Below are 25,135 nucleotides of genomic sequence, written 5' to 3' on the forward strand. Positions count from 1 at the left end.
AGTTCTCCTGTACGTTTACACCATGTAAAAAAGACGGCGAATGCCGTCTTTTTTTTTCATCTCCCGAGTGATGATTTCACCTCATAATGCAGCTCCACAAATTGATTAAAGCTTCTGGAGCCCTTGAAGAGCAGCTCCTGCGGCGGTCCGCCTCCTTTAAAGAGCGGTATTCCTTCTCCCAGCAGCACCGGTGCAATCGTAATGAACAATTCATCCACCAGCCGCTCGGACAGCAGAGCTTGAAGCAGCTCGCCTCCGCCGACGACCCAGATTTTTTGGCCGTCTTCCTTTTTCAGCTTCTGAATCAGCTCTCCCGGGCTGCCGTTCACAAAGGTCACATCCTCATGGCTTGCTGTCTCTGACCGGGTAAATACGTAGCAGGCCTTTCCTTTGTAGGGAAATGCTTCTCCCTGGTTCACAATCCAGTCAAACGTCCGTTTACCCATAAGGATTGTATCCACAGTGTCATAGAACTCGCTGTACCCATTGTCTCCTTCCCCCTCTACCTTAAAGAGCCAATCCAGGGAATCATCCTTTCCTGCAATGTACCCGTCCAAGGTGGGCGCGATAAATACGGAGACCTTACGATCCTCCTTCATCCTGTTCCCTCCATCCTTCACTTCATTTGATTAGACTCCCCGCCATCCGGTTATGTATACAAAAATCTGGTATTCAGCTGGAGGATGGTAGGATGAGTATAACCTTAATTATGGCATGCGTCATAGCCTGTGCCCATATCTTTTCAGGACATTTGAGCTTTCTTCGTGTCATCCCCCGGAGCTGGGTGCTTTCGGCCGCTGGCGGCGTGTCGGTTGCATATGTGTTCGTCCACATTCTCCCGGAACTGCAGCAGCATCAGAACGTGATCCAAGACCATACGCCTCAGAGTCTTGCGTTTCTGGAGCATCATGTGTATCTCGTGGCGATGCTTGGCCTGATGTTCTTCTATGTGATGGAGAGGCTGGTCAAGGCCAGTGCAGAATCAGCTTCTGGCAGTCAACGGGGCGAGGGGACACCGGGAGTCGGCGTCTTCTGGTTTCATATGAGTATCTTTTTCGTATACAACGTGCTGATTGGCTATTTGCTGCTTCAACGCACCTCACACTCCTTCTACAGCCTGCTTCTGTTTACCATTGCCATGACACTTCACTTTATGGTCAACGATCATTCGCTGCGGGCAGCGCATAAGCACCGCTATGATCTGGCGGGACGCTGGTTTCTGACTGCAGGGGTGCTGACAGGATGGCTGGCAGGGACGGTCATTCAGGTGGAGACGGCTGTCGTCTCGATCATTTTTGCATTTCTGGCTGGAGGCATTCTATTAAATGTCCTTAAGGAGGAACTGCCCAAGGAGCAGCAAAGCCGGGTGCTTCCATTTGTGTTCGGGGCCATTTTTTACAGCGTGCTGCTACTGATTTTGGCTACAGCCGAATAGAGGATTTTTTTATATTCGATTCGTATATATAGGGTAATGTTTACATAAGAATGGGATCGAAAATCCATATTAAGGCTGAAATACATAAACAGGAGGCTGAAGTCCATATCATGGAAAACTTATGGGTGTTTTTAAACGTGCTTTCGCTTGCCATACTGATCGGTATTTTATTCTGGATGCAGAAGAAGCACTATTCATTTACCAAAAGGGTGTTTGCCGGATTAGTGCTAGGCGTTGCGTTCGGTGTCATTCTGCAGGCTATTTACACCGCCGATTCGGATACGATCTCAAAGTCCAGTGACTGGTTCAATCTGGTCGGCTACGGCTATGTGCGTCTGCTGCAAATGATGGTTATTCCGCTCATTATGGTGTCGATTATATCGGCAATTATGAACCTGAAGGGCGGCAGCAACCTGGGTAAAATGAGCGCCTCCATTATCGCGGTTCTCATTCTGACCACCGGTGTAGCGGCTGTGGTCGGCATTACCGCTGCGAATGTGTTCGATCTCTCTGCCGAGAATATCCAGGCCGGTGCAGCGGAGCAGGAGCAGGGTGCTGCTCTGGAGGAGCGGCTTGGCACGGTGCAGGATCAGTCTCTGCCGGAGCAGATTCTGGAATTCGTTCCTTCCAATCCATTCGCGGATATGACCGGGGCACGGCGCTCCTCAACGATTGCTGTCGTCATCTTCTCGGCCTTTATCGGCATAGCTGTACTGGGTCTGGACCGGAAGCAGCCAGAGCAGGCGGAAACGTTCCGCAAGCTGGTGCGCTCTCTGTACGGCATCGTGATGCGGATCGTCACCCTGGTGCTGCGCCTGACCCCTTACGGCATCCTGGCCCTCATGGCCAAGACGATTGCCAGCACGGATCTGCAGGTCATTCTCGACCTGATCGACTTTGTCCTGGCTTCCTACGTTGCCTTGTTTGTCATGTTTCTTATCCACCTGCTGCTCCTGCTGGTGTTCGGCTTTAATCCGGTGACTTACTTGAGAAAGGTGCTGCCCGTGCTAACCTTTGCATTTACCTCCCGCTCCAGCGCAGCAACCATTCCGTTAAACGTGCAGACCCAGAACAAGAAGCTGGGCGTTTCGGAAGGTGTCGCCAACCTGTCGGCTTCATTTGGAGCAACGATGGGGCAAAACGGCTGTGCCGGAATTTATCCCGCTATGCTCGCGGTTATGATTGCGCCGACCCAGGGCATCGATCCGCTGGACTGGACCTTCCTGCTGACGCTTGTCGTCGTGGTTATGATCAGCTCCTTCGGTGTGGCGGGCATCGGAGGCGGAGCGACCTTTGCTTCCCTGATCGTTCTGTCTACGATGAATCTGCCGGTCGCACTGGCAGGTCTGTTGATCTCTGTAGAGCCTCTGATTGATATGGGACGTACAGCACTGAACGTAAACGGCTCCATGACCGCCGGGATGATTACCGGCAAAGCGCTGAATCAGGTCGATGAGAAGGTGTATCAGGAGCGGAATCAGGAAATCGACGTCATGCAGGCATAAACCTATAGATCTAGCAAAATAGCGCGCAAGGATGGTTACAGTCTCACCTTTCTTCAAGAGAGAGGATGTGCCTGTATCAATCCTGCGCGCTATTTGTGCAGTGGCCTTAACCGAGCACGGTCAGCTCTTTGGGAAAAGTCGTTAGAATTTCAACTCCCTGCTCGGTGACCCATACATCGTCTTCAATGCGGACACCGCCGATCCCTGGGATATAAACGCCCGGCTCAATCGTGAACACAGCGCCCGGCTGCAGCAGATCGTTGTTCAGGCCGTGGATGAAAGGCGCCTCATGCACATCCAGACCCAGGCCATGACCGAGGCGGTGAAGAAATGCTTCTCCGTATCCGGCTTGCTCAATGAGTGACCGTGCGGCCTGATCAATAGAGCCGTAAGAAACACCTGGCTTTACAGCAGCAATAGCAGAAAGGTTGGCGGCGAGAACGGTATCGTAGATGTGACGTGCCTCTGCCGAAAGGTGGCCAACGGCGAAGGTTCGGGTAATGTCGGAGGCATAGCCGCCGTAATACACACCCAAATCAAACATCAGCAGATCGCCTTCTTGAATCTCACGCATTCCCGGAACGCCGTGCGGGAGGGCGGTATGACTGCCGGTAAGCACCATGGTGTCGAAGGAGGGAGCCTGGGCGCCGGATTTCTTCATGAGATATTCCAGCTCCGCAACAAGCTCCATCTCCCGGACCCCCGGGCGTACAGATCTTAATCCCTCAGTAAGCACCTGCTCAACGATGCGGACTGCTTCTTTCATGGTGCTGATCTCGTGCGGCGACTTGACGGCTCTCATGTCCTGAAGCAGCGGACCGATATCGGCATAATGATGCGCTGAGAGCGTCTCCTGCAGCTGCTCAAAGCGGCTGAGCGTCATATGTGATTTCTCCAGTGCCAAGACGCCGACCGGCGACTGAAGCCGGCTCTTCAAAATGTCATACGGCTGATCGGTATCGCGATGTGTCAGAATGCAGATCCCCCCTGAGGCCGCAGCGGCGACATCCGCGTCCAGTGCAGGAAGAAGCAGGAACGGCTCGCACGACTGCTGCAGAACAAGTCCGAGGAATCGCTCATGGGGATCACTGGCATAACCTGTCAAATAATAGATATGTTTAGGATCTGTAAGGAGCACGGTATCCCACCCGTGCTGCTCCATTGTGGAAATGATATCCTTTAATTTTGGATTCATAGAAGTCTCCTTCTCCTGAAAATAGGGTTTATATCCTTCAATAGCTTGCATTTTATCATACCATTCTCATAAAAAAATAAAGCATTTTTAATCCACCTCCGTTAAAATAAATATGTTGTGAGCTCATATTAACGGGGGAATTATTCAATGGCATCTTTATTCACGATTGAGTTTGCGGCCAAGGCCGATTTGCCGGCCATCGTCGACATCTATAATTCAACGATCGCCGGCCGGATGGTCACGGCGGATCTTAATCCAGTGACAGCCGAGAGCCGGCTGAGCTGGTTTGAGGAGCATGATCCGGCGCACCGTCCGCTTTGGGTCATGAAGGACGGCAGCCGGGTTGCGGCATGGATGAGCTTTCAGTCCTTCTACGGCCGGCCAGCTTATAATGCAACGGTAGAGGTAAGTATTTATGTACATGAGGATTACCGCGGGAGCGGGGCGGGCAGCCGCTTAATTGAGAAGGCGCTGGAGGAATGCCCGCGTCTTGAGGTGAGCAATCTGGTCGGCTTTGTATTCGGGCATAATGACCCTAGCCTGGGCCTGCTCCGCAAGTTCGGTTTTGAGCAATGGGGACTGCTTCCGGGTGTTGCAGAGCTGGATGGTATCAAGCGCGACCTCGTGATTGTCGGACGTAAAGTATAGAGCAGCTTCTCTTTGCCAAAAGACCGTCCCGAAATGTCGCATGCCACGGACGGTTTTTTGACTTTGGGACAAGGAGGAGGACCCATGACATGATGATAAGCCGGCGGATATACCGGTATATGCTCAGTGCAGCGCTGCTGCTCCTGGCTTTGTTCACCACGGCTTGTGATCACGAGCGGTCGTATTCCATGGAGCAAAGCGACGTTTATGCTTACGTGATGCCGGACGGGGATTTGTATGTGGAGGAAATGCACACCTATCGTTTTAACGGTTCTTACAACAGGGTTACCCGCCATTTAGCGGTCAAGGAGCGCAGTCAGGTCGAGTTCTTTGAGGCGTATGAGCTGGAGTCGCATGAAAGAAGCTCGCTACCCTTGGATGAGCTGCCCCTTCTTGACTCAGGGTATGATGAGGAGAGTGGCTTCTTCTACGCGTCCAGCCCGTCCGAAGACGAAACCAGGCATTACTTTTACCGTTATCGGATTAGTCAGGTGGTGAAACGTACCAAGCAGGCTGCAGACCTCGATTGGAGCTTTTTTGAGCAGAATGACCAGGAGCTGAACCAGGTCAATATTGATGTTTTTTTGCCGGACCGGTTTACGGGGGTGGATGTACACACCTTCATCAAGGACCGAACCAGGGGCGGAGTCATGCAAAAAAATCCCCATTCCGGAGCCTTTGTAAGAATACACTATGACACCTTGTCGGAAATCGGCAATGCGCGGCTGCGTGTGCTGTTTCCGCAGGAGGTGGTAGTTGATGCGCCTTTTGCCAAGCAGAGCCTGTCTCTCCGTGCTACGCTAGCGGCCGAGCAGGAGCAGATGAAACGAAGAATCGAGCGGGAACAGCGGTTCGAAGGACTGCGGTGGGTGCTGCTGGGATTGGGCGCTGCGGTCTGGGGGGGCGTTATGCTGCTGTGGCTGGCGCCGCAGAAGGTGGCGGCCCGAAGAGCAGCGCAGCGGAAGGACCTGTCACTGGTGTGGACCCTGGATCCCAAGCAGGTAGCCTATATTTACCGCAGGGGCCGGCTGCAGGAACGGGATTTCATCTCCGGCCTGTTCTCACTGCACCAGCGCGGCATGCTTCACATTTCGGAGGTCCAGGCCTCGCCAAGGCTGGCAAGCGATCCTTATGCACCGAAGGTCATGCTGCAATTCGAGCTGATCCCGGACTTGCCGGCGCTCAGTGAAGAAGATGTGCTCCTGATTGACTGGCTGTTTACAGAGCAGGAAGGGCGGAGGATATTTTATCTTGAGTCTATCACGGGCCCGACTTCCACAGAGAAGCACAGCCGCAATGAGCTGGCAAACAAGCGTTATGCTGCTTTATGGAAGCTTACTCAGCGCAAGGTGAAGGAATGGAGCAGCCAGCTTGCCTCCATGGAGGCATACCACCGGTTCGCAGCCCCATCGAGCATGTACAGGGTGGCGCTCATCGCTGCGGTCGCGGTGCACTTCACAATCGTAATTCTGATGAAGTATTTCGATGCGGCTCCATATTCTTCACTGCTGTGGACTATCTTAGTGCTTGGCGTTGCAGGGCTATGGGCTCTGCGTTCGCCACAGCCGAAATGGGTTATGCTGCTCTTTCTGGGATTGAGCATGCTTGGCGGCTATCAGGTTATGTATGGCGGACTGGCTGCGTATCATGCTATGGTGGTGCTGGGCACCGCCGCGGGGCTGCTCAGTATGCCAAAGAAAAGCTTAAGCAAGCAGGGACTGGAGATGTATTATCTCCTGCTTCGCTGGAAGGCGCAGCTGGATGCAGAGGCAGGGCCGCTTCAGGAAGAAGGGCCTAACCGGAAATTTGTATGGGAAATGGCTGTGCTGCTGGATGCCGGAGGGTGGCTTAGGAAGCAGGCCGAGCTTGATCAGCAGCTTGCAGGCACCCACCGGGACTTGGATGAGCATGCTGCCTTGTCAGCATGTCTGTATACACAGAGCCATCTGATGCCTCTAACGGCCTCTTCAGCAGCTACGGGAGCTCATAGCACTCATGCAGCCAGCAGCTCTGATGGCGGAAGCGCGGGAACAGGAGCGGATTAATGAATTTGAGGAGTTATATTGCAGCATGCTGACATCATTCTTAACTACGCTATATCATGTGTTTCTTCCGATCTCCCTGCCGGTGGTGGCAGGGGCTTTACTGAGATATTACAAGGGCTTGGCGACCAAGCCCTTGTCTGCAGTGTCGCTTTATATCATGAGTCCAGCACTGATCTTTGACACCCTGCTGCATGCCGAGATCACGACATCGGATGTGGCAGTGACAGCCGTCTTCTGCGTCGCCAATGTGGTGGTGCTATGGCTGCTCTGCTCCCTGCTCGGAAAGCTGCTGAAGCTGTCCCAGCCGGAGCAGGCAGGCCTTGCGCTGACGACCCTGTTCACGAACAGTGTCAATTACGGACTGCCCCTCGTGCAGCTGGCCTTCGGTCAGCTGGGACTGGATAAGGCCTCGGTTTATGTTATTATCCAGATTATTATTGTGAACACCTTTGGGGTATTTGTTGCCGCACGTTCCCATTTCTCCGCAGCGAAGGCGTTTCAATCGGTCTTCACGCTTCCTTCGATTTATGCAGCGGTGTGTGCGGTGCTGCTCCGGATGAGCGGAACCGTGCTGCCGGAGGCGCTGGATACCGGGGTGTCTATGCTGTCTGCGGCCTATGCGCCGTTAGCTTTGGTCATTCTGGGTGCACAGATGATGGGGGTAAAAGAAGGCAAGGAAACAGCCCTTGTCACACCCGCTGGGTTCTGGTCCGGCATGGCAATGCGGATGATCATCGGGCCTTTAACGGCCTGGGGGCTCCTGCTTCTGCTGCCGGTGGACCGTACGCTGTTTGCCGTGCTGCTCATCCTCTCTTCCATGCCTGCGGCTGTAAACGCGGTAATTCTGGCGGAGCAGTATGACGCGGCCCCGAAGCTCGTATCGCGGTGCATCCTGTGGACGACGCTGTCCTCCTTTATCCTGCTGCCCGTGCTGATTGGCGTCATGGGGTAGGAATGGTTCAAGCGCCTGCATAATGTGTAAGAATAAGCAAGCAGCTGCAAACCAGATCCTGGCTGACCAGGAGAAAAGGGAGGAATAGAAGATGGATTCCCGCCAGCGTCATGAAAATGTTGAAGTCGAAACCCGTAATGTTGAAGAACGAAACGATAACAGTATGGTAGCTTCCACGTTTATTAAATATGCTGCCTACCTTATTATTTTCTTCGGGCTGTTATACTTCTTGATCAATTACGTGTTTCCAATGTTTTAACATTATGACTTCACAACATACAGACAGCAAAAAAGACCGGGCCTCCCGGTCTTTTTTGCTGTCTGGGGACATGCTGCAGCTACCTGATTGTGCCGATTGCTTCATTCACTTTCCATCCTTGAGCGGTAAGGGTAAAGGCGATCACGACGGTTTCGGTCTCTTTTTCGCCGACAGGAACCGAGAAGCTGAACACTTTGTCAGTTTTTCCGTCCTTAAGAAGCGTGGCTTTTGCTTTCGACCACATCAGCCGGCTACCGCCATCGGCGTTAGGCTGAGCCAGTCTGCCGTTAATTTCGACAAGGGCTCCAGCCTTCAGCTGACCGTCGATAAATGACTTTGATTGCTCCGGCGTAAATACCTGTACAAGGAATGCATTCAGCTCGGCTATGGTATCGAGATCCTTGCCCATCCAACGATAGTAATTACCAATTCCAGGGATTGAGAATTCCTCGACAGTCCCGATTAGCTTCCCTCCGGAGGTCATATACCAATAAGCTGAGGCTGCTTTAGCTGCAAGAGTCTGGGCATCCTGAATGCCAAGGTCTGCTCCACGGCTGGCCGGAGCTTGCGCTAGCCCGCTGCGTGTGAGCTCTCCGCTTAATGAGACGGCATCAACAAGCCAGCTGCTGCCTGCTTTTACCACAGTAATCTTAAGTGTTGCAGGGGTGGAGGGACCAGATAGCGTTGCGGTATTCAGCTTCAGCTCAACAGAGTGCTTGGTGCTGCTGAGCTTTGTCTCACGGGTGATCTCCCAGCTTGTGATCCATGAGCTGGAGCTGCCGGTAACCCATTTCAGTTTTTCAAAGGTGTTTGCCATTTTCTTTTTCAATGAATCTGTGAATGAGGCATACTGAATGTGAGCATTACGCTTCTGAAGTCCAAAGGCATACAGCTCCGCAGCCTGGACAGGATGAGTTAGCAGCAGGCCAGCTTGCGGAGCCTTCACATCGGAAGCTGCGGACTTGCTGGCTTGCTGGTTCTTGGCTGCAGCGGGTTGATCGGCTGCATAGGCTGCTCCGGTGACGAGAAGACAGGCTGTGATGGCTGCGGTCATGATTGTGCTGGTTGTTTTTCTGGACATAAACATACACTCCTTTAAATGGACGGGTTAGCATCTTCAAGCACAGCTGCAGTCTGCGCTTATCACTTCTATCTAACGAGATACCAAGCGTAAAGTTACAAGGTTTCAAAAAAATAAAACTGTTGATTTTCGTTGTTAGCATACGTATCTGGTTCCGGTAAACAAACAGCGCCCTTGCTTTAGAGCAAAGGCGCTGTTTGGTGTATGTTCACGAACTCTCCAGCTAGGAACGCTCGATATTTTTGGCGTAATAGATTTCATCCATCTCCAGCTTCAGCCGCTCGGTAATGGCTTCCTGCTCCTTGCGGGAGAGCTTGTCCTTCGTGTAGCCGAACAAATAGTTGTCCAGATCAAACTGCTTCAGCTTGCATTTGGTATGGAAAATATTTTCCTGATACACATTGACGTCAATCATATCGTATAATTCCTGGGCCTCGTCGGGAATGTAATTCTGGATGGAGCTGATATCATGGTCGATGAACAGCTTCTGGCCGTTAATATCGCGCGTAAAGCCGCGAATGCGGTAATCAATGGTCATAATGTCCGTGTCAAAGGAATGAATCAAATAGTTCAGTGCTTTTAGCGGAGATATTTCTCCACAAGTGGACACGTCGATATCTGCCCGGAACGTGCTGATTCCTTCATGCGGATGATACTCCGGGTAGGTGTGCACCGTAATATGGCTTTTGTCCAGCTGAAGAACGACATTGTCGGGCAGCGGTCCCGGTGATTCCTCATAGGATTCGTTCGGCACCTCTACAATCGGACCCTCGGACACGAGGACCGTTACGCTCGCACCCTGCGGCACATAATCCTGCTTGGCGACATTCAGCACATGGGCGCCGATAATATCAGAGACGTGGGTCAGGATTTTGGTCAAGCGGTCAGCATTGTACTGCTCGTCAATATATTCAATATATGCCTCGCGTTCTTCCTTCGTCTTCGTATAGCAAATATCGTACATGTTAAAGCTCAGTGATTTCGTCAGGTTGTTAAACCCGTGCAGCGTAATACGTTCATCGGAAACAGGTTTCATAGCATTTTCCCCTTTAACATCGAGTTTGTAAGGTAGGTTTTCCAGGAACTCCGGTTCTTAATCCTTTGGGCAGACAGACTATGCCTTTGTTTTACCCGTTTCGAAGACGTTTTTAACCGTTCTGAACATGATCCGGGATCACAGGCGGAAAAGCTGTGCTCCTTCGTGGTTGCCCATCCTGCCAAAGCCCGGTAAAATTAGAGAGGAATAGGGAGCGCTGTAAAGCCCGGAGCATCCGTGATCACGCAGCAAGAGAGGATGTCCCCCTAGGGGCTTAAAGGTGAACAGAAGGAGTTTTATCATTGATCCATAAACAATCTATTGAATTTCATACAGCGAAGGAGTATCTGCAGAAATATTACGGGTATCCTGATTTTCGTGAAGGCCAGAAGAAGATTGTCGCCAGCCTGCTGGAAGGCAGTGACACGCTCGGCATTATGCCGACCGGAGGCGGCAAGTCCATTTGCTATCAGATTCCGGCGCTTATTTATCAGGGCCTGACTCTCGTGGTATCGCCGCTCATTTCCCTGATGAAGGATCAGGTGGATGCGCTGCAAAGCGCTGGCATTGCTGCAGCATATATCAATAGCACACTGAGCGGCCGTGAGGTTAACGACCGGATCCGTGCAGCCAAGGCAAGAGAGCTGAAGCTGCTCTATGTAGCTCCGGAGCGTCTGGAGCTGGACTGGTTCCGCGAGGAAATGGGGAGCCTGGACATCTCCTGTGTAGCGGTGGACGAAGCTCACTGTGTATCTCAATGGGGACATGATTTCCGGACAAGCTATTTGTCTGTGGCACCGTTCGTGCGGGGACTGCCAAGACGTCCCATTGTCGCCGCATTTACCGCGACCGCGACGCCGGAGGTCATGGAGGACATTCAGCGACTGCTGCAGCTTCAGACTCCGCAGGTATTCGTTACCGGGCTTGGTCGGGACAACCTGCATATGTCCGTTCTCCGCGGTGAGAGCAAGAAGGAGTTCGTGCTGGATTATGCGGCCTCGCATGCTCATGAGTCGGGCATTGTATATGCCGCAACCCGCAAAGAGGTCGATGATCTATGTCAGCGGCTTCAGCTGAAAGGCTTGGCCGCAGGACGGTATCATGCAGGGATGAGCGATGACGAGCGGGCGTCGAGCCAGGAAGCTTTTCTGTATGACGACATTCGCGTGATTGTCGCTACGAATGCATTCGGCATGGGGATTGATAAATCTAACGTCCGCTATGTCATTCACTACAATATGCCCAAGAACATGGAGTCCTACATTCAAGAGGCAGGCCGCGCGGGCCGGGACGGCGAGCCGAGCCAGTGCATCCTGCTGTTTAGCGCCCAGGACATTATGACCCAAAAGTTTCTGATCGAGCAAAATCCCCAGGATGGGGAGCGCAAGCATAATGAATACCGCAAGCTGCAGCAGATGATCGATTATTGCTATACGACCCGCTGCCTGCGCAGCGCGATGCTGGATTACTTCGGAGAAGAGCACGGCGACGAGCGCTGCGGCACGTGCAGCTCCTGCACGGATGATCGCGAGCTTGTTGATATTACGGTGGATGCGCAGAAGATTTTTTCTTGTATCCACAGGATGCGCGAGCGCTTCGGGGTGTCGATGATTGCCTCCGTGCTGAAGGGCTCCCGTGCCAAAAAGCTGCTGGAGTACGGCTTTGACCGCCTGCCTACCTACGGCGTTATGAATGGCCGGACAGAGAAGGAGATTGCCGAAAGTATCAATGTACTGATCTCGGAAGGCTATCTGGCCCTCTCTGAAGGCCAGTATCCGGTCGTGAGGCTGCAGAGCCTTGCCGCCGAGGTGCTGCGCGGACAGCGCGAGGTTACGCAGCGGGTGCCGCGGCCATCCAAGGCCGTCTCCCAGCGCCGGAGCGCGAGGGATACCTCTCCGTCTGCTGTGAACGAGACGGTGTTCGAGCAGCTGCGGCTGATCCGGCGGGAGCTGGCGAGTCGGGAGCATGTTCCCTCTTATATTATTTTTAATGATGCTACGCTGCGCGAGATGAGCGTGATTTGTCCCCAGACGGAGCAGGATATGCTCCAGGTCAAAGGGGTCGGAGAAGTGAAATACCGGAAATACGGCCTGCCATTCCTGCAGTTTTTTCAAAGCCAGGGGGCAGACGGAGGTTCGGATGAATACTAAATTAGAGTTAGGTCGTGAAGCATGAAAGTCATCCTGTCTACATTAAACGCAAAATACATCCATACCTCCCTGGCGATTCGCTGCCTGAAGGCGTACAGCGAGCATGACTTTGACATTGAGCTGGCAGAGTATACGATCAAGGATCCGGTGATGAATATCGTCTCCGATCTGTTTCAGCGACGGCCGGCAGTGGTGGGCTTCTCCTGCTATATCTGGAATATTGAAGAGACGATCAAGGTTATTGATATTCTCAAAAAAGTAATGCCGGAGGTGACCATCGTCCTCGGCGGTCCGGAGGTGTCCTACGATACCGGGTATTGGATGGAGCGGCTCGTCAACGTTGATTTTATCGTCATGGGCGAAGGGGAAGAGACGCTGCACCATCTGCTGAAGACGATCGAGGGAGATCAGAAGTATCATTTCGTGTACGGGATTGCATACCGCAAGGGGAGTGAGACGGTCATCAATCCTCCGCGCCCGAAGGCGGAGCTCAAGGATTTACCCTCGCCGCACCGGTTTCAAGAGGATATTCCGCATCTGGCAAACCGTGTCGTCTATTTCGAGACAAGCCGGGGCTGTCCCTTTAACTGCCAGTTCTGCCTGTCCAGTATTGAGGTGGGCGTGCGCTACTATGATATTGAGCGGACCAAGGCGGACATTCTGTATCTGATTGACCAAGGGGCCAAGCTCATCAAATTTGTGGATCGGACCTTTAACATCAAGCGGGACTATGCACTGGATATGTTCGCGTTTCTGATTGAGAATCATCAGGGCTGTGTGTTTCAATTTGAGATTACTGCTGATATTATGCGGCCGGAGGTGCTGGATTATTTGGCCGAGCATGCACCGCCGGGAATCTTCCGCTTCGAGATCGGGGTACAGTCCACGAATGACCCGACGAATGAGCTGGTGAAGCGCAGACAGAACTTCTCCAAGCTGACCCGCACGGTAACCAAAATCAAAGAAAGCGGCAAGATTGACCAGCATCTGGATCTCATTGCCGGCCTGCCGCTGGAGGATTACGATACGTTCCGCAAAACGTTTAATGACGTATTCGCATTGGGGCCGGAGGAGCTGCAGCTCGGCTTCCTGAAAATGCTTCGCGGTACAGGGCTGCGAATTGATGCAGCCAAATACAATTACACGTACATGGACCATGCGCCGTATGAGATGCTGAGCAGCGATGTGATGCCCTTCACCGATATTGTCCGTCTGAAGCGGCTGGAGGACGTGCTGGAGAAGTATTGGAATGCCCACCGGATGGACCATACCTTAAACTATCTAATGAGCCACAGCTTCCCGTCCCCCTTCGACTTCTTCCAGGCCTTTGGAGACTACTGGGAGGGGCAGGGCTGGCAGAAGATCGGTCATCAGCTGGAGGATTTGTTCACTCGGCTGAACGCCTTCCTGCTGGAGCGGGGCACGCCGCAAATGGATGTCATTCAGGGACTGATGAAGCTCGATTATTTCCTGGGTCATAAATATAAGCCGCGCAAAATCTGGTGGGACTTTACGCAGAATAAAGACGAATGGACTGCATTGGTCAAAAAGGCTGTCGAGCGGGCTCAGGACTTTACTGGCGACTTCGCACAATTGGGAATCGGAGAGCGGGAGCTGCAGAAGCATGCGATGATCGAGGTGCTGCCTTTCGACCTGGAAGAAGTGCTGGCAAAGCGCAGCCTGGCAGAAGCAGAAGTGCTGGGTGCAGCAGGCGGGTCAGGGAATGCTGCTTCCGCGGCCTTCAGCAGGGATCATTCTTCTCAGGCCACGCTGCTGGTTGTGCTGTATCAGCAGCACACGCCGGACGGGAAGCCCCGGTATTTTACCGCCAAGCTGGAAGGGTAAGAAATCTAAAGCATCACAGAACCCAAAACGTCCGGAAATCACTCAAGAGTGGCTTCCGGACGTTTTTTAGGTTACATCAGAGGGGCGGGGTTCAAAGGCTCTTCCGACTTCACATGGCTGTCCAGCCAGTGGAGCATATCTCCTTCGACCTCCCGCCGATTGGTCTCATGCAGCATTTCATGCCTGCCGCCGGGATACAAGCGGTATTCCAGCTGCTGTACCCCGCGCTCCCGATACATCTGGATCAGGTTCCGTACTCCCTTGCCCCGCATTCCGACAGGATCGTCCTCCCCGGAGAAAATATAAATCGGCCTGTTCTTCACAAGCCCCTTCAGCAGCTTCGGCTGGTGAATCTCACGCAGCAGTGTGAAGAACTCCTTGAAGAAGCGGGTAGAGCAGATCTGGCCGCAGTACGGGTCCTCAACATATCGACGTACCTCTTCTTCATCCCGAGAGAGCCAGTCAAAGGCGGTTCGGATGGGGCCGAGGCCTTTGCTGTAGGGTCCGAACACGATCGTGTTCAGGAGCAGGCTGCGGTGCATTTGTCCCTGAAGCCGAAGTTGCAGTGCGGCAAGGGTCTGCCCGAATGACAGAAGACTGCGGGGGCCGTTCGAGCCTGATAGAAGGTAGCCGTCATAGGTATTTCCTTCGGTACACATGATTTTTTGGACAAGAAAGGACCCCATACTGTGGCCCAGCATAAAGAGCGGAAGCTCCCCATATTGCTTCCGAATGATGCCCTGCAGCAGCAGCAGATCGGCGATCATGCCGTTGAAGCCGTTCTCCCCGGCATCACCTAACCGATCGATCTGACCCGCAGTGCGGCCATGGCCGCGGTGGTCATTGGCATACACCGCATAGCCGTTTGAGCTCAACAGAGCGGCGAGATCAGCATAACGGTCGCTGGTCTCGCACATACCATGGGCAATTTGAAGCACAGCCTTGACAGGGACTCCGGCCGGCGGGGTCCACTGTTGTACGAAAATGTCCATGCCGGCATCGTTCAGCATGGTGAAGCTTTCGTGCTGCATCACTCAGCCACCTCCACATGCGTTGTCCTGGTTTGAAGCAAAGCGGTTATGAATCGGATGACATCATGAAATGGCTTAAGGCAGATAAGAGCGGAGCACCACTGCATGGCCTTCAAGAGAGTAGGATCCCAGATTCGCTGGAAGCAGGAAGCATTGGCCGGAAGTGAACTTCTGGGAGCCGCCTTCCCATGTCAGGGTGCCTTCCCCTTCACAGGTTACGAGAATCGTAAAGCTGTCTTGGGTAGTGCCGAGACTCCATTCTCCTTCCACGATGCCCTTCTCCACGACAAAATAAGGAGAGGCAGCCAGCTGAAGCCACTGACCCGGTACTGCCTGGTCTGTGCTCATTGTTGTCGCACCGGAGCCTTCATAAGCAGTTACATTCAGGGAATCCTCCACATGCAGCTCCCGCGGCTTGCCGTCGAGGCCTGGACGGTTATAATCATAAATCCGGTACGTTGTGTCGGAGTTTTGCTGGATTTCAGCAACGACAACACCCGCACAAAGAGCATGAACGGTACCGGCAGGGATGTAGAAGGTGTCACCCGCCTTAACAGGGACCTCCTGCAGAGAATCCATGACGGTGCCGTTCTCCAGAGCCGTCTTTAAATCCTCGCGCTTCACGCCTTCCTTCAAGCCGTAGATGATCTTGGCATCGGGCTTGGCGTCAAGCACATACCACATTTCAGTCTTACCGAGCTCTCCTTGAGGCAGTCCTGCATAATCATCTGTAGGGTGTACCTGAACGGACAAATCATCGTTGCAGTCCAGCAGCTTGATCAGCAGGGGGAAACGGCCGTTCTTCTCAGAGAAGCCTTTATTTCCGAACCATTCCCGGCCCATTTGTTCCCGGATCTGGTCCAGTCCGGTTCCGGCGAGCTCGCCGTTCGCAACCGTCGTAGTGCCGTTGGGATGATCGGCGATCATCCAGCCTTCGCCGATCTGTCCTTCCGGAAGGTTAAGGCCGAACTGCTCCAGGGCACGTCCGCCCCAGACGCGTTCCTTGAATTCGGGCTGAAATAATAGCGGGTATGGTTTTGTCATGATGTAATCATCTGCCTTTCACGTGTTTTTTGGATTCAATCTATCATAACGGCTTTTTTCGTTCCAGTGCAATAAGATAAGGCGCATCATCCCGCTGCAGCCCGCGGTACAAAATACACTGCGCGGTAAGCTGTGGAATGCCGGCGCACCAGGTCTCTACAGCAGCAGCTTCCTCTCTGCCGCCTTCATGGCCGGGATAGAGGACAATGGTCATGATGCCGCCTGGCGCCAGCAGCTCAAGGCCCGCCTCCAGCGCGGGCAGTGTGCTTGAAGGTGAGGTGATTAATGCCTTGTCAGCCCCCTCTGCCGGCAAATAGCCCAGGTTGAACATGATCGCAGACACCTTGCCGCGGCAGGAGGGAGGCAGCAGCTCCAGCATGGCATGGTGGCTGCCCAGCACAAGCTCCACCTCGGCAAGTTTCTTTGAAGCCGCTCGCTCCAGGCGTGCCCGGGTTAATTGCAGCGCCTGCTCCTGGATATCCAGCGCATAGACCTTGCCCCTGCTTCCAGCCTTCTCCGCAAGAAAAAGGGTATCTGCGCCTGTTCCGGCGGTGCCGTCCACGGCGATTCCCCCGGCAGAGAGGCGATCGGTTACCAGTTTGTGCGCAAAGCTCAGCACCGATAGAAATCCCATCAGCCCAGCTCCTTCCATAGCTTGCCCTGCCACGTATTGCGGCGCTTCAGCTCGGCATCAATGCCGTTTAGAACTTCCCATTTGCGTCTGCTCCACATGGGACCGATCAGCAGGTCGCGGGGAGCATCGCCGGTCAGCCGGTGGACAATCATCTCCGGCGGAAGAAATTCCAGTGTGTCTGCAATAAGCCCGATATATTCATCCTGCTCCAGAAAACGGAGCAATCCCGCCTCATACTGCTTGACCATAGGGGTCTTGCGCATCAGATGCAGCAGGTGGATTTTGATGCCCTGAACGTCCATCCCTGCAACCGCGCGGCCAGTGGACAGCATCATCTCATGATCCTCCTGTGGCAGGCCGTAAATAATATGGGAGCAGATCCGGATATTGTGCCTGCGCAGCTTTTCTACGGCCTCATAATAACATTGTGTATCGTGGGCGCGATTGATCAGCTGGGAGGTGGATTCATGTATCGTCTGCAGACCCATTTCTACCCATAGATAGGTAAGCTCGTTCAGCTCAGCGAGGTATTCCACGACATCATCCGGCAGACAATCCGGCCGTGTAGCAATCGACAGCCCGACGACACCCGGCTGCTTTAGAATGGTTTCGAAATACACTCGCAGCTCTTCTACGGGAGCGTAAGTATTCGTATAGGCCTGGAAATAGCCGATATACTTGGCGTGCGGCCATTTCTGGTGCTGCCGATCGCGGATGGTGTTGAATTGTGTCACCAGGTCATCACGGCGGCTGCCAGCGAAGTCACCGGAGCCTCTTGCGCTGCAGAACGTGCAGCCGCCCTTGGCGATCGTGCCGTCACGATTCGGGCAGGTAAAGCCGGCGTCCAGTGTCACCTTGAACACTTTTTCCTGGAACACCTCCCGCATTTCCGCATTCCAGGTATGAAATCGTTTGTCGCCCCACAGCAGGGGAGCTTCATGAGTGGATGTCAGCATAGGATCTCCTTTATATATGATCGTACCCATTGTAACAAATAGTTGTCACTTGATCATTTCATTTGCCATTTGATATATTTTAGAAAGAGTACTGTACGACAAAGTTTCAGCAGCTTGAATCATGGGTATAATATTAGCAGGACGTGAAATTTTTTCTTCAGGATTATCTCATAAGTGTAGAGTTTGGTGGATATACTGATCTACATCTACAGAAGAGGTGATTAGAATGAATTCATCGTCAACCAGCAGTACCAGCAAGGACAAAATCTCTGTGGAACTAACTCCGGAGGAAGCACTAGCCCTGACCGGTGTGGAGTTTAACGGTAACCCGAAGGTCAAATCAAGCGCCCAGCGCAAGATCAGGGATGCATTTGAGAAAACCTTTGAATTTGCCCCTTCTCATCCGTCACATTAACCACAGACTGACATTCGCGGAACCCCAATTCCAAATATATTGAGGGAGGAGCCTTTTTCTCTGCAAAGAGAGAGGGGTCCTCTTTCTTTTTGTCCCAAAGTTGGAGGCAGCTCTTTACTTTTGAGGTCAAGTTCGGCACAATATCACAAGGTTCGTAATTTTATAGCAATAGGGTCGGAGGTATATTATGCGTTTACGGGGACGAAAAGGGATCCGGGAAAGTCTGGAGGAGCAACAGGATATTGTTGTTCTGAATCCCAAGGAATATAAAGGAAAATGGTCGTCGCTATTCGGCAATGATCGGCCGATTCATGTCGAATTCGGGATGGGTAAGGGTCAGTTTATCAGTCAGATGAGCTACCGCAATCAGGAGATTAATTTCATTGGCGTGGATATGTATGATGAGCTTATTCGCCGTGCCAGTGAGAAAGGACGCCTCGCGTGGGCGGAGGAAGAGGTAGAGTCTCCTCCTAATCTGCAGCTGGCGCTGATGAATATTGAGAACGTTGAGGATGTGTTTGAGGAAGGCGAGTTGGAGCGGATTTATTTGAACTTTAGTGATCCGTGGCCCAAGAAGAAGCATGGCCGCCGCCGCTTGACGCATCCAAGATTCCTGGATAAATATGTCCGGATTCTGAATGAGCGCGGAGAGATCCACTTCAAGACGGATTCGGTCAGCCTTTTCGAATTTTCGCTGAATGCATTTGCCGATTACGGACTGCAAATGACCAACATTTCGCTGAATTTGCATGCGGAAGGGCCGAACGAGGAGTTTGTCATGACGGAGTATGAGTCGAAGTTCTACTCGCAGGGCATGAACATTCATCGCTGTGAGGCGATCGTAGGACAGGAAGCGCTGGAGCGTTACGGGAAGCAGCGTCTTTCGAAATACGGAGTCTAGTCTAAGCGGAGAGAGGCTTGCTCACCATACGTGGTGGGGAGTCTCTTTTTATTTTATGGGAACAGCCTGTCTCAGTGCTGGACAGGCTGCTCCTGAAGCATTTCCAAGATGCTGAGTGCGCTTTGCTTCGGAAAATATTTCTCGGTATTGGCAAGGTTCTTCTGCCGTTCCCGCACGACGTCGTCGTAATGCTCCACTAAACGGTGCATCCAGCGTCCCAGCACCTCCAGAGAATCAATGGGCTCTCCCAGGCCCTGTGCCGTAAAGTACTGAAAATTCTCCTCCTCCTGACCCGGCAGCGGGTGATGAAACAGCATGGGAATGCCTTTGGCCAGCCCCTCCGTGCATGTCATGCCGCCGGGCTTCGTAATGAGCAGATCAGACACCTCCATCAGCCGGTCCACTTCCTTGGTAAAGCCAAGGATATGGATATGAGGATGACAGTAGCGGTCCTGTGCCTCCATTTCGCGGCGTGCCTCCTCATTGCTGCCGAAGCAGAAGATGATCTGGACCTGATCCTTCCAGCGGGCCAGATATTCATGGACCACCTGATCCTTCATCATCCCCCATCCGCCTCCCATAACCAGGATCGCCGGGAGGTCGGACAGCCCGAACTCCCGGCGAATTTCATCTTTGCTATGGCGTTTCCAGAAGTCCGGATGGACGGGAATGCCTGTAACCTGAATTTTGGCCCGGGACACGCCTCTGCTCCGCAGCTTTCGCTTGACCTCCGGTGTAGAGACAAAGTATCGGTCTACCTCCGGGCTGATCCACGTATCATGGGCATCGTAATCCGTAATCACGGTGCACAGCGGGACGCGGGCGCCCAGGCGCTTGAGCCTGGCAATGACGGCATTGGGAATGAAGTGTGTGCAGACGATCAGATCCGGGTTCAGCTGCTGCACGACGTCCTGGGTGCTCGTATAAAAAATCCGGTGCAGCGCGAGAGACGTAAAGCGGTTGAAGGATTTCTGATGACGGTACATATATCCGATCACGCGAGGCTTTGAAATCAAGGTTTTGCGGTATGCTGAAATGATGAGCGGAGCCATCTTCGGATTCAAGAAGCTGCCGAGCTCCAGCACCTTAGTTTGAACGTCCGGTGCGCATTGGCGCAGGCTGCTTGCAAGCGCATGAGCAGCCTGGGTATGGCCGGCGCCAAAGCCCTCGGACAATAGCAGAACTCTTTTTTGTGCCACGTTTCGTCACCTGTTCCTGAAGCAATTTTTGTAATCCTAACATAATGTGTTCTGTTGAGGAAAGCAAACCAAAGCTGCTATGCGCGCTGCCTGATTGACGCTATAGGTGACAGGGTGCAGTCCCGGGTTCATAGGTCTGCCGTTCCCAAAGCTTACCTGCCAAGAAGGGTCTAAGGCCTTTTGACTGCCCCTGAAAGGAACGCTACAATTAGAGCTGCGTGATTCAAAAGATGGCAAGACAGGTTATTAAAACCTGAACATGAACGCAAACCTTTTGGGTCTTTTTAGCGTTATAGAAATGGGGCGGACAACAAGTTCAGGAAAAAAATGAACGCGGCATGAAATAAAAAGCATGAAAACGGATGAAAATAGAAATTAAAGCGTGCTGAGGAAGAGCCTGCTGGCATGAAGCTCGGCGGGAAAGCTCTTTTTAACAGAAAATCTCACGAATTAGAGCTTCTGGCGCTTTTGACAAACGCACGTAAAGGATGGAAAATCGAAATGACGTGCAAAGCTTGATACATTACAAAGAACCCAAGCTTTTTACGTCAGCTTCTCCGGCACCACAAAGGGTCATGCAGCTTTACAATCATCAGAGAGAAAAAAACATTCTCAGGGTAGAAAAAAGGGGGTAGCGGGGAATCATGACAGACGCCATTTTTATCGCACTGCAGGTCTTGCTGGCTGCGATTGGTGTGTACCAGTTTGTATTCTCTATATTTGGGATGTACACCAAAAAGAAAAAGAAGCATTTTGAACCAAGAAAATCGTTCGCCGTCCTGGTGGCCGCTCATAACGAGGAGCAGGTCGTCGGTGCACTGATGGAGAACCTGAAGCAGTTAAATTATCCGAGGGAGCTCTACGAGGTATTCGTCATTTGCGATAACTGCACAGACCGTACCGCAGACATCGTCCGAGAGCACGGCATGCATGCTTGCGTACGTACGAACCAGAACCTGCGCGGCAAAGGGTATGCGATTGAGTGGATGCTGAAGGAATTGTGGGCTATGCCGCGGCAGTTTGACGCCGTTGTCATGTTTGATGCCGACAATCTGGCTCATCCAGATTTTCTGAAGGAAATGAATGACGATCTGTGCTCCGGCGCGAAGGTCATTCAAGGCTACATTGATACCAAGAATCCGGAGGATTCCTGGATCACTGCCGCTTACGGAGTATCATACTGGTATATTAACCGTCTGTGGCAAAATTCCCGCCATAATCTGAATATGGCGAATTTCCTGGGCGGCACGGGCATGTGCTTCGAAACCAACCTGCTGAAGGAAATCGGCTGGGGTGCAACGAGCCTGGTAGAGGACCTGGAGTTTACGATGCGCAGCGTGATGCGGGGCATTCATCCGAAGTTCAACTATCATGCCAAGGTGTTTGACGAGAAGCCGCTCACATTTAAGGCTTCTGCCAGACAGCGCCTGAGATGGATGCAAGGTCATTTCACCGTAGCAAGAAGATATTTCTTCCCGCTGCTGTGGCGCGCACTTAAGGAACGCAGCATTGTGAAGCTGGATCTGGCGCTCTATGGAGCGAACGTATATATTGTACTGCTCACCTTTATTCTGACGGCCGTGCTTTGGGCAGATGCAGCCTTTTTCGACGGTCCGAACATCGCGAATCTGTATGGACAGCTTCCAGTGTGGCTGAGCTTTACCGCAATCGCGGCGAATGTGCTCACCTTCCTGACGGCTATGATTCTGGAGAAGGTTACCTTCAAGAAGGTATATGCTTATCTGGTGCTCTTCCCGGTGTATCTGCTGTCGTGGTATCCAATCACGGTGTATGCGTTCTTCACGCAGAACAACAAGCAGTGGAGCCATACTCAGCACACCCGGGTAGTTCGTCTGGAGGAAGTGCAGAGCAAGCAGGGGTAAGCTCAGTATTGAAAGAGGTTGACAGGGTTATGTTCTCTGTGATACACTCATTGGGTGTCTTGAACAGAATACTGATTGCAAGCAGAAGCGCCGCTTCTCACCTGATCGACTCCTGTCGGCTGGTATGATCACGAACCCTAACGAACATTTACGTTCATGTTAAGATTGTGTATCACACGGGATGCCGGCGATTGACCGGCATCCCTTTATTTTTTTAAGTCTTCTGATCCTTAGTATTCTCACGAACAATAAATCGGAGGTGGAGAACGATTAGTAAGGAACATATGATCAACGACGAAATTCGGGCGAGGGAAGTACGTTTGGTTGGCGCGGAAGGTGAACAGATCGGAATCAAGCCGATTCGGGAAGCGCTGCAGATGGCAATCGACCTCAATCTTGATTTGGTCAACGTAGCCCCTCAGGCGAAACCGCCGGTCTGCCGCATCATGGACTATGGTAAATTCCGTTATGAGCAGCAGAAGAAAGAGAAGGAAGCGCGCAAGAACCAGAAGATTGTCGATATCAAGGAAGTCTGGTTCCGTGCAAACATTGAGGAGCATGACTACCAAACGAAGCTTCGCAATGTGGTGAAATTCTTGAAGGACGGCGACAAAGTGAAATGTTCCGTTCGTTTCCGCGGCCGTGAAATCACGCATGCCAATATTGGCCAGAAGATTCTGGAGCGCGTGAAGACGGAAGTGGCCGAGCTCAGCGTGATCGAGCGCCAGCCGAAGCTGGAAGGCCGCAGCATGATTATGATCTTGGCTCCTAAAGCCTAAGAGACATTTAGAGGAGGAAGAAGTACAATGCCTAAAATGAAAACACACAGCAGCCTGAAAGGCCGCTTCAAAATCACTGGTACTGGTAAAGTAAAGCGTTATAAGGCTTACAAAAACCACCTGCTGTCCCACAAGTCCAAGCGTGCGAAGCGTGTTCTTGGAACAAGCCCGGTTATGGCACCTGGGGATGTAAAGCGTCTAAAGCAAGGTCTGTCCAACCTGAAATAGTAAACAACATATATTGGGAGGTTCTTAAATATGGCACGAGTTAAAGGCGGCTTTGTGGTTCGTCGCAGACATAAAAAAGTATTGAAGCTTGCAAAGGGTTATTTCGGTTCCAAACACCGCATTTTCAAAACAGCTAAAGAACAAGTTATGAAATCCATGCTGTATGCATATCGTGACCGTCGTCAGACGAAGCGTAACTTCCGCAAGCTGTGGATCGTTCGTATCAATGCGGCTGCACGTCAAAATGGTCTGTCCTACAGCAAAATGATGCATGGCCTGAAGCTTGCAGGTGTGAACATCAACCGCAAAATGCTGGCTGATCTGGCTGTAAATGATCTGAATGCATTTAACTCTCTGGCTACAGTTGCCAAAGAAAAGGTAAATGCTTAATTATAGCTTTTGTTAAATAAGAGAACCGCTCCGGTATGGAGCGGTTCTCTTATTTATGCTTTGCCTATGTTGCTGGCAGAGGGCGATGAAACAAGCGAAATCGGTACAGGGGACATAGACTGGATCTATATTACCCGAGGAGGGATTTCATGCAGAAGCCTGTCAGCAAGAAAGAGGCGAAGCGGTATGTAGGTAAGACCATTGTGGCATATAAAAAGGATGGCACAGTGGTAAAGGGCAAGCTTGTCAGAATTTCGGGAGACCGGCTTTATCTTGAAGCCGGGAGAGGCAAAGAGGCCAGGATCAAAGCGATTGCTCCGCTCGTGCTGTTTGATCTGCTAGCGATCGGGACAGCGCCGTTTGCTTATGGTCAATACGGCTATGGAGGCGGATATAAAGGCGGTTATGGCGGTGGCTATGGCGGAGGATATGGTGGCTATGGCAGCGGCTATGGCGCAGGAGGATACGGGTACGGCCCGGGAGCCGGGCCGGGTTACGGAGGATACCCGCCGTACGGAGGGTTCTTCTGGTAGGCTTCACCACGTCTTCTCCAGCTCATAGCAGTGGCTGGTGCTGTGGGTACGAATAATCTGGTAGCCGAGCTTGTGGTAGAACCGGAGCCCTTTGCGGTTGCCGGCATCCACCATAACCTTGGCAAGCCTGCAGCCCCTGGAGCGGGCGAAGCCTTCAGCCTGCTCCATGAGGGCGGCTCCAAAGCGTCTTCTCTGGGCCGCAGGAGCCACGGCCAGCATATCAATATACATCAGCTCCCCATGCAGCATGAAGTGAATGAAGCCAACCGGAGCCTCGCCTGAGTCCCTGCAGGCTACGAAGGTTACCCCGCGGCGCAGCCGGGCCGGCATATCCTTGCGGATGACCTCTACCTCCTTGGGCTTCAGGTGGGTCAGGGGAACAAGCTGGGTCTCGATCAGCTGGACAATGGCAGGATCATCGAGGCCGGGATGACGGTAGCGGATGATCTCTGAACGCCTCCCTTCCATGAACTTTCAAGGGCTGCATTATTGTATGCTGCAAGGCTGAAGCAGGTGAAATGGAGTCCTGACGGAGCGTGATGCCGTTGATGTAAATGGCACGAATAAAAAAGCTGACGCTGAACGTAAAATAAAACAGTTGACTTCTGGATTCAATGAATCATATAATGTTTCTAAACATTTTAACGAAATATATTCCATCGGCAATGATGAGGACGAAGTTTAAAGGGCTCTTTTGCTCAGAGAGTGGAGAGATTTGCTGCAACCTCCACCAAAATCCCTTTTATACGAGCTCACCTCGGAGCTGTTTTCCTGAAAAACCCAGAACCTTACGCTTCAACGCATTAAAGGTTCACCGTCTATTAGGGAAAATCGTTTGGTTCACGTTACGAACGTCAGATATTGGAGCCTTTGTATGTCACAAAGGGCCTTCATACCTGCTGAGGCTTTACATTGCGAAATGTGAAGCAAATATGGGTGGTACCACGGAAGCGTAAACCTTTCGTCCCTCACGCGGCTTTAGTCCGCAGTG

Annotated in this window: 25 protein-coding genes; 15 read left to right on the plus strand and 10 right to left on the minus strand. The window is 52.3% G+C overall.

All coding sequences use genetic code 11. The features are described from left to right. Nucleotides 1-56: 56 nt before the first annotated feature. Nucleotides 57-599: a dihydrofolate reductase family protein gene (locus tag ACH6EH_RS04585; protein WP_397331313.1), complete on the minus strand. Its 543-nt coding sequence runs from the start codon at nt 597-599 to the stop codon at nt 57-59. A gap of 92 nt (nt 600-691) precedes the next feature. On the opposite strand from ACH6EH_RS04585, the gene ACH6EH_RS04590 reads away from it, so the two are divergent. Both ACH6EH_RS04590 and ACH6EH_RS04595 read left to right on the plus strand, forming a co-directional pair. Beyond that, entirely contained in the window at nt 692-1,435 is a 744-nt protein-coding gene (locus ACH6EH_RS04590) for a hypothetical protein (protein ID WP_397331314.1), read from the plus strand. Between the two features lie 110 nt (nt 1,436-1,545). Beyond that, the gene (locus ACH6EH_RS04595) at nt 1,546-2,940 is read left to right on the plus strand and encodes an L-cystine transporter (protein WP_397331315.1); all 1,395 of its coding nucleotides are present in this window, start codon (nt 1,546-1,548) and stop codon (nt 2,938-2,940) included. Between the two features lie 106 nt (nt 2,941-3,046). Here ACH6EH_RS04595 and ACH6EH_RS04600 read toward each other — a convergent pair whose 3' ends face one another. Then, complete coding sequence (locus ACH6EH_RS04600) at nt 3,047-4,135, minus strand: M24 family metallopeptidase (protein ID WP_397331316.1); 1,089 nt, start codon at nt 4,133-4,135, stop codon at nt 3,047-3,049. Nucleotides 4,136-4,282: 147 nt separating this feature from the next. Between ACH6EH_RS04600 and ACH6EH_RS04605 the strand changes: the two genes are divergently transcribed. The 4 genes from ACH6EH_RS04605 (at nt 4,283) to ACH6EH_RS04620 (ending at nt 8,039) form a co-directional block, all read left to right on the plus strand. After that, the gene (locus ACH6EH_RS04605) at nt 4,283-4,783 is read left to right on the plus strand and encodes a GNAT family N-acetyltransferase (RefSeq protein ID WP_138226740.1); all 501 of its coding nucleotides are present in this window, start codon (nt 4,283-4,285) and stop codon (nt 4,781-4,783) included. An 89-nt stretch (nt 4,784-4,872) separates the two neighbouring features. Beyond that, nucleotides 4,873-6,828 (plus strand): DUF2207 domain-containing protein, encoded by a 1,956-nt coding sequence (locus tag ACH6EH_RS04610; protein WP_397331317.1) that lies wholly within the window; start codon nt 4,873-4,875, stop codon nt 6,826-6,828. A gap of 25 nt (nt 6,829-6,853) precedes the next feature. After that, nucleotides 6,854-7,780 (plus strand): AEC family transporter, encoded by a 927-nt coding sequence (locus ACH6EH_RS04615; RefSeq protein ID WP_397331546.1) that lies wholly within the window; start codon nt 6,854-6,856, stop codon nt 7,778-7,780. A 91-nt stretch (nt 7,781-7,871) separates the two neighbouring features. Beyond that, a complete protein-coding gene (locus ACH6EH_RS04620) occupies nt 7,872-8,039 on the plus strand; it encodes a hypothetical protein (protein ID WP_175415334.1) in 168 nt (55 codons plus the stop codon). A gap of 79 nt (nt 8,040-8,118) precedes the next feature. On the opposite strand, the gene ACH6EH_RS04625 is transcribed toward ACH6EH_RS04620, so the two are convergent. Next, entirely contained in the window at nt 8,119-9,120 is a 1,002-nt protein-coding gene (locus ACH6EH_RS04625) for a DL-endopeptidase inhibitor IseA family protein (protein WP_397331318.1), read from the minus strand. Nucleotides 9,121-9,343: 223 nt separating this feature from the next. Next, nucleotides 9,344-10,156, minus strand: coding sequence for an adenosylmethionine decarboxylase (gene speD, locus ACH6EH_RS04630; RefSeq protein ID WP_138226738.1), 813 nt, complete (start codon nt 10,154-10,156; stop codon nt 9,344-9,346). Between the two features lie 305 nt (nt 10,157-10,461). On the opposite strand from speD, the gene recQ reads away from it, so the two are divergent. Together recQ and ACH6EH_RS04640 are read left to right on the plus strand one after the other, a co-directional pair. After that, nucleotides 10,462-12,306, plus strand: a complete 1,845-nt coding sequence (gene recQ / locus ACH6EH_RS04635; RefSeq protein ID WP_397331547.1) for a DNA helicase RecQ — start codon at nt 10,462-10,464, stop codon at nt 12,304-12,306. 21 nt (nt 12,307-12,327) lie between these two features. Further along, entirely contained in the window at nt 12,328-14,151 is a 1,824-nt protein-coding gene (locus ACH6EH_RS04640; protein ID WP_397331319.1) for a B12-binding domain-containing radical SAM protein, read from the plus strand. Between the two features lie 71 nt (nt 14,152-14,222). Here ACH6EH_RS04640 and ACH6EH_RS04645 read toward each other — a convergent pair whose 3' ends face one another. The 4 genes from ACH6EH_RS04645 to mnmL all read right to left on the minus strand — a co-directional run bounded on the left by ACH6EH_RS04645 (nt 14,223) and on the right by mnmL (nt 17,816). Further along, nucleotides 14,223-15,182, minus strand: coding sequence for an alpha/beta fold hydrolase (locus ACH6EH_RS04645; RefSeq protein WP_397331548.1), 960 nt, complete (start codon nt 15,180-15,182; stop codon nt 14,223-14,225). Between the two features lie 75 nt (nt 15,183-15,257). Beyond that, nucleotides 15,258-16,226 carry a type I phosphomannose isomerase catalytic subunit gene (locus tag ACH6EH_RS04650; protein WP_208203031.1) on the minus strand — a complete coding sequence of 323 codons (969 nt, stop codon included), beginning with the start codon at nt 16,224-16,226 and terminating at the stop codon, nt 15,258-15,260. A 43-nt stretch (nt 16,227-16,269) separates the two neighbouring features. Continuing rightward, nucleotides 16,270-16,860, minus strand: a complete 591-nt coding sequence (gene mnmM / locus ACH6EH_RS04655; RefSeq protein ID WP_397331320.1) for a tRNA 5-(aminomethyl)-2-thiouridylate-methyltransferase MnmM — start codon at nt 16,858-16,860, stop codon at nt 16,270-16,272. Further along, the gene (gene mnmL / locus ACH6EH_RS04660; protein ID WP_397331321.1) at nt 16,860-17,816 is read right to left on the minus strand and encodes a tRNA modification radical SAM protein MnmL/YtqA; all 957 of its coding nucleotides are present in this window, start codon (nt 17,814-17,816) and stop codon (nt 16,860-16,862) included. The genes mnmM and mnmL overlap by 1 nt, the downstream gene beginning before the upstream one ends. A 226-nt stretch (nt 17,817-18,042) precedes the next feature. On the opposite strand from mnmL, the gene ACH6EH_RS04665 reads away from it, so the two are divergent. Beyond that, nucleotides 18,043-18,231, plus strand: a complete 189-nt coding sequence (locus tag ACH6EH_RS04665) for a hypothetical protein (protein WP_138226732.1) — start codon at nt 18,043-18,045, stop codon at nt 18,229-18,231. A gap of 187 nt (nt 18,232-18,418) precedes the next feature. Further along, entirely contained in the window at nt 18,419-19,132 is a 714-nt protein-coding gene (gene trmB / locus ACH6EH_RS04670; protein WP_397331322.1) for a tRNA (guanosine(46)-N7)-methyltransferase TrmB, read from the plus strand. 71 nt (nt 19,133-19,203) lie between these two features. Here the strand turns inward: trmB and ACH6EH_RS04675 are convergent, their stop codons facing one another. Next, the gene (locus ACH6EH_RS04675) at nt 19,204-20,331 is read right to left on the minus strand and encodes an MGDG synthase family glycosyltransferase (protein ID WP_397331323.1); all 1,128 of its coding nucleotides are present in this window, start codon (nt 20,329-20,331) and stop codon (nt 19,204-19,206) included. Between the two features lie 644 nt (nt 20,332-20,975). Between ACH6EH_RS04675 and ACH6EH_RS04680 the strand changes: the two genes are divergently transcribed. The 5 genes from ACH6EH_RS04680 to ACH6EH_RS04700 all read left to right on the plus strand — a co-directional run bounded on the left by ACH6EH_RS04680 (nt 20,976) and on the right by ACH6EH_RS04700 (nt 24,144). Beyond that, nucleotides 20,976-22,214 (plus strand): glycosyltransferase family 2 protein, encoded by a 1,239-nt coding sequence (locus tag ACH6EH_RS04680; protein ID WP_138226729.1) that lies wholly within the window; start codon nt 20,976-20,978, stop codon nt 22,212-22,214. A gap of 284 nt (nt 22,215-22,498) precedes the next feature. Further along, a complete protein-coding gene (gene infC, locus ACH6EH_RS04685) occupies nt 22,499-22,993 on the plus strand; it encodes a translation initiation factor IF-3 (RefSeq protein WP_397331324.1) in 495 nt (164 codons plus the stop codon). A gap of 27 nt (nt 22,994-23,020) precedes the next feature. Then, the gene (gene rpmI / locus ACH6EH_RS04690) at nt 23,021-23,221 is read left to right on the plus strand and encodes a 50S ribosomal protein L35 (RefSeq protein ID WP_106766633.1); all 201 of its coding nucleotides are present in this window, start codon (nt 23,021-23,023) and stop codon (nt 23,219-23,221) included. Between the two features lie 30 nt (nt 23,222-23,251). After that, entirely contained in the window at nt 23,252-23,611 is a 360-nt protein-coding gene (gene rplT, locus ACH6EH_RS04695) for a 50S ribosomal protein L20 (RefSeq protein WP_138226727.1), read from the plus strand. 149 nt (nt 23,612-23,760) lie between these two features. Continuing rightward, nucleotides 23,761-24,144: a hypothetical protein gene (locus ACH6EH_RS04700; protein WP_138226726.1), complete on the plus strand. Its 384-nt coding sequence runs from the start codon at nt 23,761-23,763 to the stop codon at nt 24,142-24,144. Nucleotides 24,145-24,147: 3 nt separating this feature from the next. Here the strand turns inward: ACH6EH_RS04700 and ACH6EH_RS04705 are convergent, their stop codons facing one another. Next, nucleotides 24,148-24,612 carry a GNAT family N-acetyltransferase gene (locus ACH6EH_RS04705; RefSeq protein ID WP_233281036.1) on the minus strand — a complete coding sequence of 155 codons (465 nt, stop codon included), beginning with the start codon at nt 24,610-24,612 and terminating at the stop codon, nt 24,148-24,150. Nucleotides 24,613-25,135: the final 523 nt, after the last annotated feature.

It is taken from the genome of Paenibacillus sp. JSM ZJ436 (assembly GCF_044383795.1).
Classification (GTDB): domain Bacteria; phylum Bacillota; class Bacilli; order Paenibacillales; family Paenibacillaceae; genus Paenibacillus_AQ; species Paenibacillus_AQ algicola.